At 59.4% G+C, this 18,122-nt stretch carries 23 protein-coding genes; 5 read left to right on the plus strand and 18 right to left on the minus strand.

Translation table 11 applies throughout. The features are described 5' to 3' along the window. Nucleotides 1–3 precede the first annotated feature (3 nt). From FNU76_RS10185 to FNU76_RS10215, 7 genes are read right to left on the minus strand one after another with little or no spacing between them, the layout of a single operon-like run. Nucleotides 4–318 carry a phage tail assembly chaperone gene (locus FNU76_RS10185; RefSeq protein ID WP_144278096.1) on the minus strand — a complete coding sequence of 105 codons (315 nt, stop codon included), beginning with the start codon at nt 316–318 and terminating at the stop codon, nt 4–6. 8 nt (nt 319–326) lie between these two features. Beyond that, entirely contained in the window at nt 327–725 is a 399-nt protein-coding gene (locus FNU76_RS10190; RefSeq protein ID WP_144278097.1) for a phage-derived protein YdaY family protein, read from the minus strand. Between the two features lie 56 nt (nt 726–781). Further along, nucleotides 782–1,942: a phage tail tube protein gene (locus FNU76_RS10195; RefSeq protein WP_144278098.1), complete on the minus strand. Its 1,161-nt coding sequence runs from the start codon at nt 1,940–1,942 to the stop codon at nt 782–784. Nucleotides 1,943–1,967: 25 nt separating this feature from the next. Continuing rightward, nucleotides 1,968–2,426, minus strand: a complete 459-nt coding sequence (locus FNU76_RS10200) for a hypothetical protein (RefSeq protein WP_144278099.1) — start codon at nt 2,424–2,426, stop codon at nt 1,968–1,970. Next, nucleotides 2,423–2,740, minus strand: coding sequence for a head-tail joining protein (locus FNU76_RS10205; protein WP_144278100.1), 318 nt, complete (start codon nt 2,738–2,740; stop codon nt 2,423–2,425). Before FNU76_RS10205 ends, FNU76_RS10200 begins: the two co-directional genes overlap by 4 nt. A gap of 2 nt (nt 2,741–2,742) precedes the next feature. Then, entirely contained in the window at nt 2,743–3,069 is a 327-nt protein-coding gene (locus tag FNU76_RS10210; protein WP_144278101.1) for a DUF2190 family protein, read from the minus strand. Between the two features lie 38 nt (nt 3,070–3,107). Continuing rightward, entirely contained in the window at nt 3,108–5,144 is a 2,037-nt protein-coding gene (locus FNU76_RS10215; protein WP_144278102.1) for a ClpP-like prohead protease/major capsid protein fusion protein, read from the minus strand. A 131-nt stretch (nt 5,145–5,275) separates the two neighbouring features. Here FNU76_RS10215 and FNU76_RS10220 point away from each other — a divergent pair, with 131 nt between their 5' ends. After that, nucleotides 5,276–6,640 carry a hypothetical protein gene (locus FNU76_RS10220; protein WP_144278103.1) on the plus strand — a complete coding sequence of 455 codons (1,365 nt, stop codon included), beginning with the start codon at nt 5,276–5,278 and terminating at the stop codon, nt 6,638–6,640. Next, nucleotides 6,618–7,850 (plus strand): hypothetical protein, encoded by a 1,233-nt coding sequence (locus tag FNU76_RS10225; protein WP_144278104.1) that lies wholly within the window; start codon nt 6,618–6,620, stop codon nt 7,848–7,850. Before FNU76_RS10220 ends, FNU76_RS10225 begins: the two co-directional genes overlap by 23 nt. Nucleotides 7,851–7,952: 102 nt before the next feature. Here the strand turns inward: FNU76_RS10225 and FNU76_RS10230 are convergent, their stop codons facing one another. From FNU76_RS10230 to FNU76_RS10280, 11 genes are all read right to left on the minus strand, one after another. Beyond that, nucleotides 7,953–9,452 (minus strand): phage portal protein, encoded by a 1,500-nt coding sequence (locus FNU76_RS10230; RefSeq protein ID WP_144278105.1) that lies wholly within the window; start codon nt 9,450–9,452, stop codon nt 7,953–7,955. Further along, nucleotides 9,453–9,671, minus strand: coding sequence for a DUF6148 family protein (locus FNU76_RS10235; protein ID WP_144278106.1), 219 nt, complete (start codon nt 9,669–9,671; stop codon nt 9,453–9,455). Nucleotides 9,672–9,743: 72 nt separating this feature from the next. After that, nucleotides 9,744–10,043, minus strand: a complete 300-nt coding sequence (locus FNU76_RS10240; RefSeq protein ID WP_223879292.1) for a Mor transcription activator family protein — start codon at nt 10,041–10,043, stop codon at nt 9,744–9,746. Next, on the minus strand, nt 10,040–12,097 hold the full coding sequence (locus FNU76_RS10245; RefSeq protein WP_223879293.1) for a phage terminase large subunit family protein: 2,058 nt from the start codon (nt 12,095–12,097) through the stop codon (nt 10,040–10,042). The genes FNU76_RS10240 and FNU76_RS10245 overlap by 4 nt, the downstream gene beginning before the upstream one ends. Continuing rightward, nucleotides 12,094–12,603 (minus strand): DNA packaging Nu1, encoded by a 510-nt coding sequence (locus FNU76_RS10250; RefSeq protein ID WP_144278108.1) that lies wholly within the window; start codon nt 12,601–12,603, stop codon nt 12,094–12,096. Before FNU76_RS10250 ends, FNU76_RS10245 begins: the two co-directional genes overlap by 4 nt. An 82-nt stretch (nt 12,604–12,685) precedes the next feature. Further along, nucleotides 12,686–13,438, minus strand: coding sequence for a hypothetical protein (locus tag FNU76_RS10255; RefSeq protein ID WP_144278109.1), 753 nt, complete (start codon nt 13,436–13,438; stop codon nt 12,686–12,688). Nucleotides 13,439–13,512: 74 nt separating this feature from the next. Further along, on the minus strand, nt 13,513–14,118 hold the full coding sequence (locus FNU76_RS10260) for a hypothetical protein (protein ID WP_223879294.1): 606 nt from the start codon (nt 14,116–14,118) through the stop codon (nt 13,513–13,515). A 61-nt stretch (nt 14,119–14,179) separates the two neighbouring features. After that, a complete protein-coding gene (locus FNU76_RS10265) occupies nt 14,180–15,103 on the minus strand; it encodes a hypothetical protein (RefSeq protein ID WP_144278111.1) in 924 nt (307 codons plus the stop codon). After that, nucleotides 15,100–15,330, minus strand: coding sequence for a hypothetical protein (locus tag FNU76_RS10270; RefSeq protein ID WP_144278112.1), 231 nt, complete (start codon nt 15,328–15,330; stop codon nt 15,100–15,102). The genes FNU76_RS10265 and FNU76_RS10270 overlap by 4 nt, the downstream gene beginning before the upstream one ends. Next, a complete protein-coding gene (locus FNU76_RS10275) occupies nt 15,317–15,877 on the minus strand; it encodes a toxin YdaT family protein (RefSeq protein ID WP_223879295.1) in 561 nt (186 codons plus the stop codon). The genes FNU76_RS10270 and FNU76_RS10275 overlap by 14 nt, the downstream gene beginning before the upstream one ends. 238 nt (nt 15,878–16,115) lie before the next feature. After that, nucleotides 16,116–16,388 carry a transcriptional regulator gene (locus FNU76_RS10280; protein WP_223879296.1) on the minus strand — a complete coding sequence of 91 codons (273 nt, stop codon included), beginning with the start codon at nt 16,386–16,388 and terminating at the stop codon, nt 16,116–16,118. Nucleotides 16,389–16,471: 83 nt separating this feature from the next. Between FNU76_RS10280 and FNU76_RS10285 the strand changes: the two genes are divergently transcribed. The 3 genes from FNU76_RS10285 (at nt 16,472) to FNU76_RS10295 (ending at nt 18,120) form a co-directional block, all read left to right on the plus strand. Then, entirely contained in the window at nt 16,472–16,867 is a 396-nt protein-coding gene (locus FNU76_RS10285) for a helix-turn-helix domain-containing protein (RefSeq protein WP_144278115.1), read from the plus strand. Between the two features lie 258 nt (nt 16,868–17,125). Beyond that, nucleotides 17,126–17,938, plus strand: a complete 813-nt coding sequence (locus FNU76_RS10290) for a hypothetical protein (protein WP_144278116.1) — start codon at nt 17,126–17,128, stop codon at nt 17,936–17,938. Continuing rightward, complete coding sequence (locus tag FNU76_RS10295) at nt 17,935–18,120, plus strand: hypothetical protein (RefSeq protein ID WP_144278117.1); 186 nt, start codon at nt 17,935–17,937, stop codon at nt 18,118–18,120. Before FNU76_RS10290 ends, FNU76_RS10295 begins: the two co-directional genes overlap by 4 nt. The last annotated feature ends 2 nt before the right edge of the window (nt 18,121–18,122 follow it).

An 18,122-nucleotide genomic window follows, 5' to 3' on the forward strand; every position in this document is an offset into this window, starting at 1 on the left:
TCGCTAGGTGTCGGTCTTTTGCTGGTCGGCGGCGTGTTGCAGCCAGGTGTGGTCGCAGGCACGGATACGGCGGAACAGGGTGTCGCGGTCATCCACTTGCAGCAGCTGGGCATAAGCGAGGATCTCGCTGACAGGGATGCTGCCCGGCCCGAACCCGGCCACCCGGCTGGGGTTCAGGTCGTTGAAGGCCTGGTACCAGCGGGCGTTATCGGGATCGAGGGGCGGCATATCGAGCAAGGCTTGCGGCGTCTCGCCGCTTTCCGCCTCCTCTTCCAGCAGGGTGGGCAGGTACGCCCCCCAGTCCAACTGCCACTGCAAGTGGTCGGTCAGTTTTTTGTGGCGGTCGCCTCGGCTTCCAGGTCGTAGCGCTCCTTGTCCACGGCCAGCTTGAGGATGAAATCGGAGAAGTACTCGGACGACTCCAGCAACTGGATGGCGGCTTGCTTGGTGTAGGGCAAGGGCTTGCCGCCCGGCTTGACGTCCTGCCAATCGAGCAGGACCACGTCGGCCAGGCACTGGGCGAACAGATGGCGGCGCAGGCCGATGGGTGCCGTGCCGTTGTCGAACTGGCGCTTGTGCGGGGCTTGCAGCTTTTCCAGACGGGCCTTGGCCAAGTCGCCGTATTGCGCGACCAGGTAGGTAGCGCCGGAAGCATCCGGCTCGGACCACACGCCACGGGCGGCTTTGTCGGGGTCCACGGTGTAAAGCTGATCGAACGATGTCATGCCTGAATTCCTCGGGTGATTGCCGGACCAGGCCGGCGGATGGGTGGTGAAGGGGGTTACGCGCCGGCGCGATCGATCAAGACGGTTTTGCCGGTGACGGGGTCCAGGTAGAAGGTGAATTCCACGCTGGCCATGCAGTACTGGTTGATCTGGCCGGCGTTGCAGCTGAACTTGCTGACCTGGCCCATGGGGAACGTGAAGGCGTAGCCATTGCCGGCGGTATCGACCACGCGGAAAGCAAAGCTGGTTTCGGTGTCGGTGTCGTACTTGGCTTTCAGGCCGGCGGCGCCGGTGCTGAAGTAGGCTTCCATGCTCACGGTGACGGCGATGCTGCCGGCCGAGATATCGGCGTTACCCAGCGTGCCGATGGCGGTGGCATTGATGGGAGCGTTGTCCACCACCAAGCTGAAGGACTTCAGCGTGACGCCGGTCATGGCGACGCCGCCTTCCATCAAGCCTTGTACGCTGCGCACGCCGTTGGTGATTGGGTAGGTCTGGCTGGGCGTCTTGATGCCGGGCAGGCCCGTAGCCGGACCGGAGCTTTCGGCGCGGCCCTTGAACTCGAAGGAGCCGGTCAGCTTGCTGGTGCTATCGCCTTGCAGGGTGAACTTGGCGGGCAGCAGGCCGGTGTAGGTGAAGAACTGGCCCACGTCGTTCAACTGCCGCTCGATGGTGAAAGTGGCTTCCTTCACACCATTGCTAAGGCGCGCGCTATTGACGCTGACCGCAGCGGTCGGCCCTTCGGCGGTAAAGGTGGCGGCCGCGAAGGTCAGCACCGTGCTGCTGGTTCTGGCCAGGATGCGGAACCAGCCATTATTGGCCGGCGTGGCGGCGCCGCTGATCCTGATCCACTGGCCGGTGACCAAGGCCGCGAAGGGGGTGCCGCTGGCCGCCGTCAGGGTGGTGGCGGTAAAGGTCGCGCTGATGGCGGCGGCGGTGCTGACCCATACACCTTGCAACAGGCCGCGCAGAAAGTCGTCGTATTCCTTGTAGGACCATTCAAGGTTGAAAGCGCCACCCGGATCGATGGCGGTGGTGGTCATGCCGTTGGTTTGCCGGTCGTCGCGGATCTCGTCCGACTTGGTTTTGGTGCGTTGCGGATCGAAGGACTCGCCGGTAAAGCGCAACGCCTTGTGGTCGCCGCCGGGCGGTGTCACGCCGGGTATGGCTTCTTCCACAAAGGCCAGCGTGGCCCGGCTGGTATTGGCGAATGACATGGGGTGTTCTCCGGTGGCCGCGCTGCTACAGCAGCACGTCGGGGGCGGTGTTGAAGGTTTGGTATTCGGCGCGGTACAGCAGCACGGCGACGCCAAGCGGCGTTTCCAGGCTGTCGTCCACGTCGGTCTGGATGCTGGCCAGCTGCACGCCGGCTGGGATTACGCCGCCGAGCGAGGTATCGGCCGCCATGGCCTGCTCGATCTGCAACAGGCAGGCGTCGAGCACGTCGTCCACGTCGGTACCGGCCTTGCACACCACCCGCAACACCAGATCCAGCCGGCGCAGTTGCACATGCGGCGTGCCGATTTCGGCGGCCTCGATTTGCGGCTCGTCGTTGCAGTAGACCAGCAGGCAAGGACCGCCCAACTTGTCCGGATCGACCGGCCGGGCGCGGTTGCTGAACACCCGGCTGCCGATGCTGGGCAGGCCGGCCAGGGCCTGCTTGGCGGCGGCGCGGATCTGGGTGCGGGCGTGGGTACTCATGGCGCCGACCGATGCAGGTGCAGGAGCAGCCAGCCCGAGCCATCGGGTTCCACACTGGCCACCGTGCCGTTGAAAAGGATGGCGCCGCTGGCGGAGCGAAGGGTGATGGGGTCATCCTCCACCACCGCGAACACCTGTTCGCCGTCGAACTGGAACACCGGCCGGCTGCCGCCGCCGTAGCCGAGCGCGTCGGCATAGGTGGCGTCGAACAGGCCGCTGACCGTTTCGTTGCCGAGCGTGGCGGTGGCATTGGCCAGGCGTTTGCCTACCACCGCATTCACGCGGCGTTCCAAGGCGGCGAAAGGGCTGTCCATGATTAGGCGTTCAGCTTGATAGCAAGCGTGGCAGCACCGCTGGCGCCGGCCTTGAAGGCGTAGCCAGCCACTGTGTTGCTGGCGGCGGTGGCCGTCAGGCGCTTGGCGGTGTCGTCCCAGTAGGCAATCGCACCGGCTACAAAGGTATCGGTCGCCAGCTTGGGCAGCGACCAGACGCCGGTGACCTGCACCGGGCCGGACGTGCCGTTGGGAATATCTTTGAGCGCGACGCCGAGCCGCTGGCCGACCAGCACGCCGGCGCCGCTGACGAGGTTCGCGGTGGCGAGGTAGTCCATCACCTCGCCAGGTTGGATAAAATTTTTGGCCATGATCCGTTCCTTGATGGGGTAGGCAGAGAGGGGAGGCGTTAGGCGGGCGGCGTGCCGTTGTTCATGGTGGCGCCACGGTGGTCAATCGCGCCGGTGCCATAGTCGAGGCGGACCTTGTAGCGGGCGCCATCGACGCTGAAGCCGTTTTCCAGCTCCAGGAAGGGCTGGTCCTGGCCATCGAGAAATGCCACCTCGATCACTGGGGCATCGACCGGATTGGCAAAGGCGTACCAGGCGGTGCCATCCAGGCGCGGGCTATCGACCAGGTCGCTGAACAGGCCTCGGACCTTGTTGGGCTTTTGCAGTTTGTTGCTGGTGTCGGGGTCGTACTCGGCGCCATTGATGACCTTGGCGTCACCGCCCATGCCGGTCGGCCCCAGCCAGATAGCCGGACGCAGATCGAGGAAGTCGTTACCGCCGACATCCTTCTGCTTGGCCATCAGCACGCGCGCTTCGTCGAAGGAAGCGACCGAGGGCGGCGCGGCAACTCCGATGTTGCCGTGGCTGGCGTGGAATAAGGGGTTCCCGTCCTTCATCACCGGGTTGCTGGCCAGCAGCGCGTAGACGTCCGCTTCAACCGTGCGCTTGGCCGCGCGCCCCAGCATGGTGGCCAGGCCGACGAAGGCGCCGAGGTCGTCATTGATGACGGCCTGGCGGGACAGATTGATGATATTGCCCTTGGTGCCGGCGGTGATGGCGGCCTTCTCCCCATCGGGAATGGACTTGTTCTTGAACTCGCCCAGCTCGCTGAGGCTGTCCAGATTGCCCAGGCTGCCGACGCGATAACGGGGATGGGCGCGGAAGTCGCTGACGCTGCCGCGTGCGCAGAAGCGGGTCCAGGTATCGGCCGCGATGGCATAGGCCGCCTGTAGCGACTTGTGCATGGCGTTTTCCAGCAGGATGGGGAAATCGCTGCCGGACTGGGTGAAGGCCGCCGCCACGATCTGCATTTTGTCCATGCCATCGGTGCGGATGTTGGCACGCGCAAGGCTGGCGCGGGCCAGGTCCAGCAGGGTATGGCCGCGATAAGGATTGGCGCCGGTCGCACGCACCAGGCCGTCCTTGGTTTGCACGCTGGACCGGGCCAGCACCGATTCGGTAGCGGCGGCGCGAAATTTGTCGCGCTCGTCTTCGACGGTGACGACGTGACCGCCGGCGACGGGGGTGGCGTCGCGGCCGAGGTGGGCCAGGAGCTTTTCGCCGGCAGCTTGGGCGGACAGGGTGGTGTCGTTTTCGCAGGCGGTGAGTAGGGCGGCGACGCCTTCACTGTTTTGGAAGCGGGCGAACGAAGCGCGGATGGCAGTGCGGCGATCGGCTTCCGCCTTGATGCCGCGTGCCACGATGGCTTGTTCATCGACCGGGGTCGCGGATGCAGGTGCAGGCGCAGGCGCGGCAACCGGATTGGCGGACAGGGGCATGGTTTTCTCCGAGGTAGAGGCGGCCGGACTGCCCAGGCGTGAAGCCAGGGCGGACGGCAAGGACTTGAAGCGGGACAGGCCGGCCAGGCTGGCCGAGGCGGTAACAGGGGTGGGGTTGGTGACGCTGTCCACCCAGCCGGCGGCCAGCGCTTCGTTGGCGGTGTACCAGTGGTCGGCACCGTCGGTCAGCAGGGCCAGTACCGCATCGTTTGTCATGCCGCTTTTGGCGACATAGCTGCTGGTCATGGCTTGCGCGTAGGTATCCAGCAGGTCGGCGTATTCACGCATCGCCACGCTATTGCCGCCGGCGTAGCCCCACGGTGCATGGATCATCATCAGTGCGTTGTCGGCGATCTCGACCGTATCGCCGGCCATGGCAATCAAACTGGCAATACTGGCCGCGACGCCGTCTATGCTGATGTGAATGGCGGCGGGGTGGCGCTTGAGCGCGTTGTAGATGGCGAGGCCGTCGGCAACCGAGCCGCCGTAGGAGTTGAGGCGCACGGTAATGGCGGTGGTGTCGAGCGCGGCGATTTCGCGGACGAAGTCTTTAGCAGCGACCGACTCGTCGTACCAGCTTTCGCCGATATCGCCGTAGATAAAGACTTCTTGCGCTTCGCCGGCTGCCTTGGCGCGGATGATGTAGGGACTGCCCATCAGGCTTGCTCCTGAGTTGATGGGCGTAGTGTGGGGAAAAGTCAGTCCAGTTTTTAGGCTTAAAACTGGACTATTTTGAGACAAGAAGAGTGCTCAAAAAAGTTGTTCTTCGATTGAAAGGATTTATTTAAATGGTTCTAATAAATGATTTAGTAAGATCGCTGCAAATGGAAAAAAGATCATTTTCAGGGCGCTTAGATGCTCATGGGTTGTCTGTGGAAATTTCTTTCTCTGTGTCAATTAATGATTCTGGTGATCTTGTCTTGGATTTTGAATGCATCCCGTCGAGTGAAATGGCGGCGGCAATTAAGGATAATCATGGAGAGGAGACATGTTATTTTTCAATTTCAGGCAATTCAGATGAACGGATTTTTTTTAAGACTGAATCGCTCCAGTTGACTACTTTTTACGAAAGTCTTTGCGGCGGCGGACTTAAAATATTCGGTGAGTGTGAGGATGCTGAGCTTGTGGAGAAATTACCCAGCTCAGTTGAATTTCCAATCTTGCGCATGTATTTGAAAGGTTTGGATGGTAAGAATTCGTACGAGAGCAAGTGTATAGCGGGGCTGTTGAAAGTTTGCTCGAAGGGAAAAGTTAGCTGTGTCAATTCAATTGCTGGCTTTATTGAAGTTCGAGCAGCTGCTGATATTCTGGACGTTGATGAATGGCGTAAGCAAGCTATGAGCGTGCTTGAATATGTGCAATGTGCATTATCTTTTTCTTTTGCTTCATTTCTTCGTGCGCCGATTATTGAGTTCCACGGCGAGGGGTTGTTGAGAATAGATTTATTGTCGCAGCCGCAGCAGATTAAGTCTGCTTGCCCGGTGTTTGAAAATAAGTGTCAAGAAGATTTTTTGAAATTGGCGTTGAGTTCGTTTCACGATTCTTTATTGAGTGCGGAACAAATACGCTTTGTGGTCGAATGGTTTTCAATGACTTCTTCATATCCGGAAGTAAATCTTATACATTACATGACAGCGCTTGAATATTTGATCTCCCAAAAAGGAGACAAGGAGGAGAAAATTAAAAGGGACGTGGAGGATGTTTTAATGAAGGAGAGAATTAAGAGCTTGATAGGAAAGATTGATGAGACTGAAATGATTAATAATAAAGAGCGGAGTAATGTTGCTAAATTTGTAAATGAAAGATTTCCGGATACGAAGAAGCCCTCGCTGAGGGATAATACTATTCGCTTGTTAAACTGCTGGTGTATTTCTTTTGAAGACATTGATCTAAAGGGGATGGTGGATGCTCGCAATGATATAGTGCATGATGGGTTTTATAAAAAAGATAAGGATATGTTGCTAAATTATGTCGCAGCCGCGAGAGATTTAATTGTGCAGCTCGTTTCGGTAGCAATAGGCTATTCGGGAAAATATTATTCATACTTGGGCGGGTGGCATGAAGCTGCCATAGTTAGGACGGTGTTTGTCCCTACGCAAAGTGATTTACGCTTGCGAACAAGGAAGGCTAATGGGTCCGACAACACTTTTTGATAAATCATTTATACAGTCGTTAAGCACCGACGAGTCTGTATGGTTTGATCGTTATTTTTATACGGCCATTGCTCCCTTGTTTTATATTGAAACTTTGGCTGATTTAGAAAAGAAGCCGCGCTCAGGAAAAACGAGTGAAGACGAAGTGGGTATAATCGCTGCGAAAACACCTCAAATGTCCAGCGTGCCATGCTATTTTCATCGTGAGCTTTGTCTCAATGATCTGCTTGGACACCGAGTGCCGATGACTGGTCAAATTCCAGTAGCAAGAGCCATAAAGTCATATCGCGATGGAAAGGTGAAAGTTACAATTAAAGAGCCAGAGGAAGCTAAGGCATTTATTCGGTGGCAAGAAGGGAGGTTCCTTGAGATAGAGCGTGAACAAGCACGTGACTGGCGGTCACAACTGGCGCGCATAGATTTAAAATTGACAGAAATGGCGGTGGAGAAAATTGGGATTACAGTTAAAAACTGCAAGTCTCTTGAAGATGCTCATCGTATGGCGGTTGGTGCTATTGCTTCCTTGGCTAAAACTTATGGACGATTTGATGTGTTTATGGAAATGTTAGATGTTCCAAAAGGACTAAGAAGGAATATTAAAAATCGATGGCGGTCACTTAAAAGGCCACGGCTTATGGAGTTCGCCCCTTATGCAGTCTTTGTTCTTACCGTAGAGATTTTTTTTAGCCTGGCCGTGGCAGCTAAATTAATTGCAAGCACTCGGCAAAGCCATTGCGTCGATATTGCGTATATTTTCTACCTCCCGTTTTGTAATATTTTCATATCGACAGATAAATTGCATCGAACTTGTGCGCCTTTTTTCCTTCGTTCTGACCAGCGATTTATTTGGGGTTCGGATCTGAAATCTGAATTGGCGGAATTAAATGAATATTTTTTAACTTTGCCGTTGGAGGTTCGAGAGCTGGGCATATATAAATTCGCGCACAGGCTTCCTGTTGTGTCGAATGGATTGATACGAGAGCTTTATACGCGCTACACTCCTTCCCTTCTGGAGGAAAAGGCCGATGAATTAAATAATTCCACAAGGAGTGACTTATTACCTGGGACAGGTGATGTGCGGGAGCAGAGCGGTGGATACGACGAAAATGGCGAGGGCGTCGATTATGACGAGCTGGTATTGCACCGAGTTGTAAGAGAAAGAAAAGGCTCGTGGATACAGATTGCTAGGGCAGGAAATCAGACGGTTTAGTTGTGCGTTGTTCAGTTTTAATATCGTTAGTTTTGAAGGGTTCAGTGTTAATATTATCGACGCTAAATTTGGAAATTATGTAGCGAAGGTGGCTGATGACTGTTAATTTTCCCTATCGGAGGAAGTGGTTTCTCCACTGTTTGAAGTTGCACTTGAACTAAATTTCAGGCCTTTCTCGTCCGTTTGTTTGCGCCAGGTAGCTATCTGTTCCAATACATCGCGTGGATTTGCCCCACGCTTTCGCAGAACCTCCACCTCGCTAGCAAATCCAGCCCGAACCAAAGCTTCCCAAGCATTGGCTTCCTTCAGCGGATCAATCCACGGCATCGACTGGCCAATAAACAACGCATCGTCCGCTGTCTCGGGCACCACATCTGCCGGCATCGGTACCACACCGGACAGCTGCGAAGCCAGCACAAACGATTCCCAAGTCGGCTGTACAAACATCCCTGTGAACTCGTCGGCCAGCACGGCGTAGTGTATCCACTGCTCGACCAGCTCCTGCCGCTGGGCGCTGTAGGTACCGTTGTAATCCCGGCTGATGCTGGAATAGCTGCCGCCCAGGCCTGCTGCGACTGCACGTAGCTGGCCCTGGCGGAAAGTGATGAGGTTCGGATTCGGCCGGTTGCTGTCGATCATGCCGATCTCTTCGCCGGCGGCGAGGGTGTCGATAATCATCCCCGGCGCCATGCGCAGCTCGCGTGGGACCGGGTTGCCGTTTTCGTCCTTGGCTTCGTCGTCGGGGTTGTATAGATCCGGGGTGCCGCGCTTGACGTAGGCGGTCAGCATGGCCGCCACCTTGGCGGCGACCCGTTCGCTTTCTTCGTAGTCCTTGATGTCTTCCAGGCGGGTCAGCACGCTGGCGAACTCGGACACGCCGCGTTGCTGGCCGATGCGGTCGAGCAGGGCGATATGCAGCATGCGGTCGGCGCTGATGCGGCGCAGGCTGCCATTGCTGAGAAATAGGCCTACGTCGAGCGGGTTTTGTTTGTAGACCCAATAGCCGACCGGGCGGCCCCAGCCGTTGGACTCGATGCCCTGGCGCACCTTGTCGCCCTCGTTGTAATCCATCGGCACCATATCGGCCTCGAACAGCTCCAGGCTATACGGTACGCGGGTGCCGTGGTCGAGCTTGGGGACGGCGCCAATCAGTTGCTGGCTAAAGGCTTCGCCGTCGCGTAACCAGGTACGAGCCACCATGCGCTGGACCTTGGCGAAGCTATGGCGTTGGGTGACCTCGGGCTTGCGACACCAGTCCTTCCAGGCGTCGCGCAGGGCCTTGGCGTATTCCTCGTGGATGGTGCCGTCCGCGCGGCGTGGTTGCGGTTCGACGCCGATGCCGGCGGCGCCGACCACGTTGTTGACCAGCACGCGCAAGGCGCCGCGTGCCAGGTCGTGGTTGCGCTCCAGGTAGCGGGCGGTGGCGCGTAGTGGGACGGCGCCCTGCTGCACTAACTGGTTTGGCGACTGGGTATCGCGGCGGGCCTTGCGTGTGGTGCTCTTCTTCGCGCCTTCATAGTGGGCCAGTGCTTGCCGAAAGGTCGCCCGCTTATAGGCGGCCTCGGGATTGAAGTAGTTCACCAGGCTGTCGATCAGGTTCATTTAATCCATCCTCGCCACGCTGAAACCCAGGCCGCCGATGCGCGGCGCCTTGCCGGCGGCTTCATTGGCGGCGCGGCCTTCCCATTCGCGGCGGCCGCTGCGGATCTCGGCCAGGTTTTCCATGGTCAGGGTACGGCCGTTGAACTGGATGGACTTGCCGAGCAGGATGGCGGCTTCGGCTTCGAGGTACTTATCACGCATTGCGGTGGCGAGGGTCATGGCGTATTCCTTGGGCGGTACCGGCTAGGGTGGCAAAAAGCCAGTCCAGTTTCAAGGTGCAAAGCTGGAAAATCACCGGCTGACGATCTGGTAAAGCCGGCTACGACTGATGCCGTACTTCTTGCAGACCAGGTCGCGGTTCTGTCCGTTGAATTCCTGCCGGATGGCCAAATCGCGGGCGGTGCGGTCTACGCCAGGGATATAGCGCTTTTCCCCACCCATGCGCTTGCACATGCCCTCGACCAGGGCCAATGCCCACGGGGTGGCCAGCTGTTCGGTCAGGCCGATATCCTCGCGCAGGATGGCGGTGATGTCGTAGAGCAGGGAGACGCGTGCATCATCGGCGTGGAGGGTGTCTTGCGTGGTGGTCATAGTCTTTCGGCCCATTCGGCGCTGGCGAGGCTGGGGGCCTGCCTGCGTGGTGCGATACGCCCGCTGCTGGTCTTGCTTCCCTGTTTTGTCACCACCGGCTTAGGCCCCTCTGCGGGGGCGCTGACTTGAGCCGGCGGCGTGTCGAATAGATCGCTGATCGCGGGTTGTACCCGTGCTTCGAGTTCATCCCACCACTTGGCCGGTTTGCGGCCCAGTTCGAGGTGGGTTTCCAGCCAGAGGTTGTAGACCGCGCAATCCCAGGCTTCGACCCGTTTGCGGATTGGTGTCCAGCGCGATTCCTCGCCGCGCACCGTGGTGCGGCTGCGGCGAACCTCGCCGGACATTTGCTTGAAGAATTCGTCTTCATGGTCGCGCGATAGATGCACGTAGCCGGGTCCGGCACGTTCCAGCTGCATGCGGCCGTAGAGCAGATCCTTGGCCAGGTTGGTACCGACCAGCCACAGGATGACGCCGCGCTTGCGCACCCGGCCCCGCCAGTCGATATCGACTTTCTGGGCGCCGTTCTTGATGTGCTTTTCCTTGCCCGAGGCGCCCTTGACCGCGAACACCTTGCGCCGCTCGTGCTTGGCGCAGAAGTCATAGACGGCGTGGGTGTAGTGGCCGCCGCTATCAATCGCCGTGGCATGCACACGCAGGGTGGTGCCGGCGGCATGTGGGTATTCGGTTTCGAACAGGATCTCTTCCAGCTCGCGCCACACTTCATCCTCGCCGGGGCTGCCATACAGAATGCGGTGGTCAATGGTCCAGGTTTCGCAACCTCGCCCGTAGGCTTTGACGGTGACTTCCAAGCGGTTGTCTTGCCCGTCCACGCTGGCCAGCAGCATCAGCCCACCGCGTGGCACCCATTGCAGCGGGAACGGCTCGGCGCGCTGCTTCAGCTCGTCGGCGTCGGAACGCTGTACTTCCTGTTCGTAGGCCTCGCCCAGGGTGGTGTTGATAAACGCCTTCAGCTTGGTCATGTCGCCTTCGGCGACCTTGGACATGGCGGCGAGGAATTCGCGCACGATATCGGACCAGCTGGCGGCCGGGCTGTAGGCCGTCCAGACATGCATTGCGACATGGCTGGGCGCGGGCACGACATGGCCGGCCGCATTGCGGAACACGCCGGCATGGTCGATCAACAGTAGGCCATCGTCGGACAGCCAATAGCCGGACTCGCACACGCGCAGGTAGTCACCCTGGTCGATCAACGTGGCGCAATGCGGGCAGAGGTGGCGGACCGTCTTGGGATCTTTGGCGGACCATTTGAAACCGTGGCTTTCATCCTTGCCGCCCCAGGTGAGCGGGTGTGCTTCGCCGCAACTTGGGCATGGAATCACGAAGTGGAAGCGCGCGTCGGCCAGCTCGAAGCGCGTGTCGATAATGGAAAAGCCCTTCAGCTTGGGCGTGCTGCCAATGATGATTTTCGGAAACGTTGCCCCCTCTACCCGCTTGGCGGCGAGGGTGAACGGGTCGCCTTCCTTTTCCACATCGGCGTCGAAGCCATCGACTTCGTCGAGGATGGCGTCATCGACCGAAATCCGCCGGTAGTTCTTGGCGGCCTTGCCACCGCGCAGGTGCAACATCGAGCCCAGAAACTTCTTGGCCTGTAGCGTGTTGTCCTTGTGCCGCGCCATATAGGCGGGGAACACGTCTTTCATGACCGCCACGTCGCGCAGCATCGGGTCGAGTTCGGTTTTGACGAACTCGTCGCGGTCCTCGTCGGTCGGCTGCCATAGGGCTTGATTACGCCGTTTGTGGTGGGCGTTGTAGGCCAGCTTGGCCAGGATGATCTTGGTGTAACCGACCCGAGCCGACTTCTTCAAATCGACCTCGCGGATATCGTCGTTGGACATCACCGCCATGATGGCGCGCTGAAACGGCCAGGCCCGCCACTCCTGTTCCACGTAGGACGATTCGGCCGACAGGTAGAAATGCTTGGCCGCCCAGGCTTCCAGCGACATCGGCTCGGGCACGCCGAAGGCAGCTAGGCCGCGCGCCAGGTGGCTTCCGATATCGACTTCGGAGAGGTGGGAGATCTCGGCCAGGTTCACGCCTCGATCTCCACGTCGAGTTCGTCCGGCGCGGACTTGTCGTCGAGCAGGTCGGCAAGCGAGATGGCGGCAGCCAGATTGCGCACGCGGGCAATCTCGCTGGCGATATGGGTCAGCGCTTCGGCGGGCAAGCCGGGCACGCGGCGGCGGATGGCGCCGGGGATGGCATCGAGAATGCCGCCGACTTTGTTGCCGGCCTTGGCCAGCACTTCCTCGATCACCACCACTGGCGCCAGCTCGCGGCGGGTCACCGCGTTCTGCATGGCGATGCGCTCGCGCTGTTCCTTGGCCAGGCCGGCCCGTTCCTGCACCAGGTCGAGGTCGCCGGCGGACTCGCGGCCGGCGGCCACTTCGCGCAGGTGGCCGGTGTAGGACAGCAGCCAGCCGCCGGCGGTGTCGCCCTCGGCGATCACGCGCCGCGACAGTAAATCGCTTACCGCCGGCTGGCTAATGCCGACCAGCTTGCCGAATGCGGACTGTGTGATTTGTTGTTCCAAATCAATCATATAACCCCCTTGCAACACCCTTGTGACTAGCGACAAATCGAGGTTCGAATTACCCGTGACAGCCCCCTTCCGGGAGTACCTTTCAGGATCGGAACGCCAGATTGAATTCGTCCTGCAGGTGCGCTTGGGCGGCCTGGTCGGCGATGCCGGGCAGATCGAGGCGGCGTTGATAGGTGGCGGAACGGACGAACAGGACCAGCGGTTGCAGGCTGGTACCGAAGGCGGTGTAGGTGCGGCGCCAGATCCCGGCAGGCAGCGCCTTGCCGCCACGGGCGGGCTTCTGCCCCGGCTTGACCACGATGAGTTCGAAGCCTTGCCGCGTGCGCGTGCCTTGCTTGAGTTTGGCTAGGCGTCCGTCCGTGGCATTGGCGCGGTAGCCTTGCTCGCCGAAGGCTTGCAGCTGGCTGAGCAGCTTCACAATCTCGCTGCCGCGCATATTGCCGAAGCTGTCGAGCTGCATTGCCTCGCCCGGTACTGCGACCATGCCTGCCGGCATCAGGCCCTTGGCCTGCAAGGCGCGTTCAAAGCGCTTGAGCCGGCGGGCGCCGCCGAAGACCTCGGGGCCGAGGTACTTCTCGGCTGGTGTGCCCTTGAAGGTGTCGTCCTTGAAGGTGACTTCGGCTTGCAGCAGGTTGGCGCGGGCCGGCTTCACCCGCATGCCTCGCAAGGTGTAGGGCGTCGGCCGGTCGAAGACGCGCGGCATGGTGGCCTGCACCTGGCGCTGCGCATGCCCGGCGGTGCGGGTCAGGGCGATGGCGGTGCAGCGCACGGCCTTCTGTTTGTGTTCGGCCAGCGCCGTGGCGAAGCCGCTGGTGTTTATGCTGATAACGATCATTGCCGCGTCCCGAGGGTGACGCGCCCGCACTACCCAATGCCAGGCTTGAGCCCGGTCTATTGTTTCCTGCCCGGCTAGGCTGCTCGGCCCAGCTGTTGTGCGGCTTTTGCCACGCACTTCGATTTCTCTTCAGGCGGCATATGCAAGACAGCCATGGCGCTCCGGAACTTCTGCTGAAGCTGATCCCTGTCTGGCCGATACCCAAGCCACTTCACATCGGCGTCGTAGACCGGTACCGGCGCCCAGTAGCCGCGCCGCATCTGCTCGTCGAGCAGTCGCTTCCAACGCTTACCGGATAGCTCAAAATTGGTATTTCGCAGTTCGAAAGCGCCAAAGGCATGCGCGGCCCAATAGATCGCCGGTACATGCCAAACAAATGGGTGCCCGAAACTCATTGCCGCCATTTGCTTGCCTGCCTCGATGAATGCTTCTTCGGCGTCCGCGATCGGCTTCGCCATGTCGAGGAACTCGGGCAAGGTCGGTGGCATCTCGCGGCGGCGGCAATGGTGAATGGCCATTTTTACCTGCGCCACGGTGAGTTCTTCCTTGGCAAAGGCATCCGCCCATTCCTTTTGCCAAGCCACGTAAATGCCCATGGCCGCTTCCGCCGAGTCCGCATTGAAGCGGTGGCGCCACAGCTGACTCCAGATGCTGCCAAAGCGGGTATCCAGCATGTCCATCAGCGAGCCGCCCCACTTGGGGTGGAGCTTCAGCCACATGTTTTGTCCAGGTAGGTGCAGATCAGTGCTCACGATAGCCTCCTAAAGCCTTCCCGATCGCGGCACTGCCCCGACCGGAGACGTTGAACTTACCGGACCGGCGGACCTGTCTTCCTGCTGACTGCGGCGCAGCCGCATGCAACGCTTCCGCCAGCGCGTCGGTCTCGGCAACCTTGAGCATGTAGAGGGCGGACATGATGTGGCCGGCGAAGCACCGGTCCCGTGCCGCAGTGAGGCCCGCAAGGGTGACGCCGAGCGGTATCAGGACTTCGATCTGGCGGCCTACTTCGAGGCGTAAAACTTCCACTTGGCGGTAGCCCAGCCACTGCAAGGCATGCCGATATTCCACCAAGGTCGCGGGCCGGGCGGGTGGAATACCGCGCTTCACGGTTGCGCGGTCAATCTCGTCTCGTGCTTGAGCGCCTAACACTGAATCCGAGTGAGATGATGGTTCTACGGAGCGTGGTTGAAACCTGATCCCTGATGTGGTGTCAACTTCGGGAAAATCATGGGTGTCAACATCCTGGTCTTCGTCATCCATAAGCCACGGTGGCACTTCGTTATTTGGGCCGTCGTCATCCTGGGGAGCATCGGTCGGCAACTTCGTGTCAGCTTCTTTTGAGCGGACTACTACTGTCCGAGCCAGCGGCAGTAAAAAAACGAGGCTGCCGCTGCCTTTCTGATCGATCAGCAGCCCCCTGGCGAGAAGCTGCTTGACGGCATAGCGCAGCTTATCCACGGAAGGCTTGTCGAACGCCCGGCCTTGCCGACCTTCTGTCTCGCAATCCTCGGCCAATGCCTGCCAGCTCAGCCGAGCCGGTGCGATGCCTACCCGACCGGTCTTGAAGTTCATGCGGCGCCGTAGCGAGATGTAGACCCGGAACGCCAAGTCAGGGATGCCGCTCAGCGCTTCCCATTCGACAAAGGTAATGACAAAGGCGCTCATGCGGTCGCCCTCCCGGTGGATGCCGCCAAGAGGCGAACGAGGAAGCCCCCTCGGCTGGATACCAGTTCCAGGTAGCCGTCGCGTTCCAAGCGCTTCAGCGCCTTGGCGGGGTCGCCACGTAGCTCGGCGGGCAGTTGAGTGCGCAGCCAGGCCGCCACATGGGCACGATCGACGAAGTGGTTAGGCAGCGTGGTGGATTGGCTGCCGGTGATTTTAAGCTGGGTCATGATCTTCCTCTGCAATCGACGCTTCGATTTCCACCCGTGCGTGGTGAAACGCGGCTTCGGCATGGGTGACCTCGGACAAGGCCTTGCGCGCGGCTTCCGGTGTGGGATTGCGCGCCAGGCTGACCAGCGCTTGCGTGCCTTCGGAGGCTTCCTTATTGGTCTCGGCGACCAGGTCCAGCACGTTCAAGCCTTCGCACTTCGCATGGCGCGGCATGATGCTGAGCTGGCAGGCATCGCCAAGCATGGCCATGGCAGCACGTAGTCGCCTTTCCACCGGCAGCGCGGCCAGGATCGACGGCACCATATCGGCCGGCAGTGCCGGGTCGGCGGAATCGACCGATAGCCAGCGATACAAGCGGGTCTTGTTGGTCCGCATGTCCTGGTAGGCATCGCGACCGCGCTGGAAGGTGATTTCCGTGGACACCTCGGCGGCCAGGGCGAAATGGGCCTCGACCACTGTGGCGGTCAGGGTTTCCTGGCTCCAGCCGGCGTCCTTGCGCCAGTTTTCCAGCTCGGTGCGGAGAATTTCGGATGGGCTATGTGTCATGCGATACATGCGTTCCCCTGGCATCGGTTGTTATTGTTCGCTGCATCGGTGAGGACGCAGCAGGAATAAAAAAGCGCCGCACCGAGGCACGGCGAAACCCACCCGGCGGGCGCTCGGGCGGAGAGGGAAATGGACGAAATTGGTGGCAAGTGGCCGATGCACGTGGAGAGTTCAAGCACGGCTCGAATAGGCCACCCACCGGGGTGTTGAGGACAAAACTTCGGCGTGGCGACTTGCATCAAGCAGCTTGCCGTTCGGATTGGACTGGCATGCGGTCAGCGAAGAGCGGCACCAGCTCAGGCCAGATCAGGTGCCAGTCGGCGGGCCGTAGCTGCGGCCGGGAGATGCGATGTTCGGTAGCCCGTTCGATTGCGACCGCTAGTTCCGGACCGGGACAGGCGCCCGAAAGCAACTTCGAAATCGTGGCTTGGCTTGCGCCAACCAGTTCGCCGAAGGCTTTCTGCCCACCTGCTTCGGCCACTAGGTGCGCAAGGGTGTCGGGTGTTTTCATGCCGACGATTATAGGCATGGTTATAACAAAAGCAATAACCATTGCAATTTGACCAGGCATAACCCCGGTTATAACGTGAGCCTATGAACACTATCGGCCAAAACATCAAGCGAGCGCGGACGGAGTTGGGGTGGAGCCAGCAGACCCTGGCGGACCGGGTGCCCATGTCCCAGCCCGCGTTGCACAAGCTCGAACAGACAGGCAGGACAACCAAACTTGTAGAGGTTGCCCGCGCCATCGGAATCACCGTTGACGAACTGCAGTCGGGGCAGTTTTCGCTTGAGAAGTCAGCGCTACCCCGACGGCAGAATCGCGAACACATGACCTCGGAGGATGTGTTGGAAGGTTTGGATGATGCAGGCAGGGCTGTAATTCAAGCCCTGGCAGCCGAGATGAAGGCTGCCCTTGCTGGCGGAGGCTCAACCAACGGGTTCGTCGCTGGCGTGAGAGCGCTCGTGGCAGGAATGAAGCAAAAGTAGGTTTCTGACCTGCTGAACGAAAGCAGGCCAGTCCGCAGCGTCGAGCTCCTTGAGAAATGGAACGATCGTGTTTGCAATCAGCATATCAACCTCATGTTCAACGAACTTGTCTACGGCCACGAATTCCCGCCCCTGTATGTTATTGGTCTTTTTCGTTACTTCTCTGTTACGTCCTTTCGAGTAGTAGAGGCTAAAGGTTTAGTAACTCAAATCAAGTGCCCTTCAGCACAAAACGTGCAACAACGAATCCGCCTGTAGATGCCTACTCCGACGAAAATCGCCGAAAACATCAAGCGCGTCCTCGCGCTGTTCGAGCCAGAACCCTCGCGGCAAGTGATGGCCCTGGCAGGCATGCTAAAGGTCAGCCGAACGGTGGCGCATCGCCACCTAACACGTGGTCCGGCGAAGCTCGACATGCTTGGTCGAATTGCAAATGCGCTGGGCGTGTCGCTCGGAGCCTTGTGGGATGAAGAGACGGTTGGGACCGAAGTGGTAATCGCGCGCATTGCCGTCAGCGGCACGCTTACGGACTGCATTGCATGGTATGAGCCCCATCTATCCACGCCATTCAACTCGCAGGATTTGTTGGGCTGGAACAACAATGGCACATGGCAAATTGATCGTTTTCGCAACAGGCGGGAGCCGGGCTATCCGATTCGCCGGCTTGAAATGTATTGCCAGAAGCCACTGCCAGACAGCACGCATGTCACGGTGTATTCCGATATGGACAAGAGCTTTGCCCGGGAGCTGGCGGTTGGATTGGACAGACATGGCTATACCAGCTCAGCACCCAGGGACGTGCGCGCACTCGTCGATGCGTGCAAGGCATACCCTGCCGGGGTACTGGTCCTTCAGTCCAGAGTTGCTGAAGCCATCGTGCAATCTATTGAGTCCCAGCTGAAAACCGTGTTTTCCACGCTTATCGTTTGCGATGGCGCGCTTCCGGATCACGATCCGCTGGCCGGACGCTTTTATTGTTCGAGCGACCCCGTGCCTATCCTTTTTCTGCTGCGAAGAATGGCAAGCAGCAGGAAGCCCTTACCGACTTCAACCCACCGGAGCATCAAATGAAAGCTAGGAATTTCGTCGTCTCAATCGCACTGCTCGTTGCGTCGCATTTTGCCTGCGCTGATGAATCGACCCCTTCGCCACAAGCCCCGCAGGCGCCGGTCGTAGTTGAGCAGCCCGCAGGCGAACAGACCATCCTCCAACGGATCTTGGAGCTTGTTGAAACCATCGTCAAAGGGGTCTAAGT

This window comes from Chitinimonas arctica (assembly GCF_007431345.1).
Lineage (GTDB): Bacteria > Pseudomonadota > Gammaproteobacteria > Burkholderiales > Chitinimonadaceae > Chitinimonas > Chitinimonas arctica.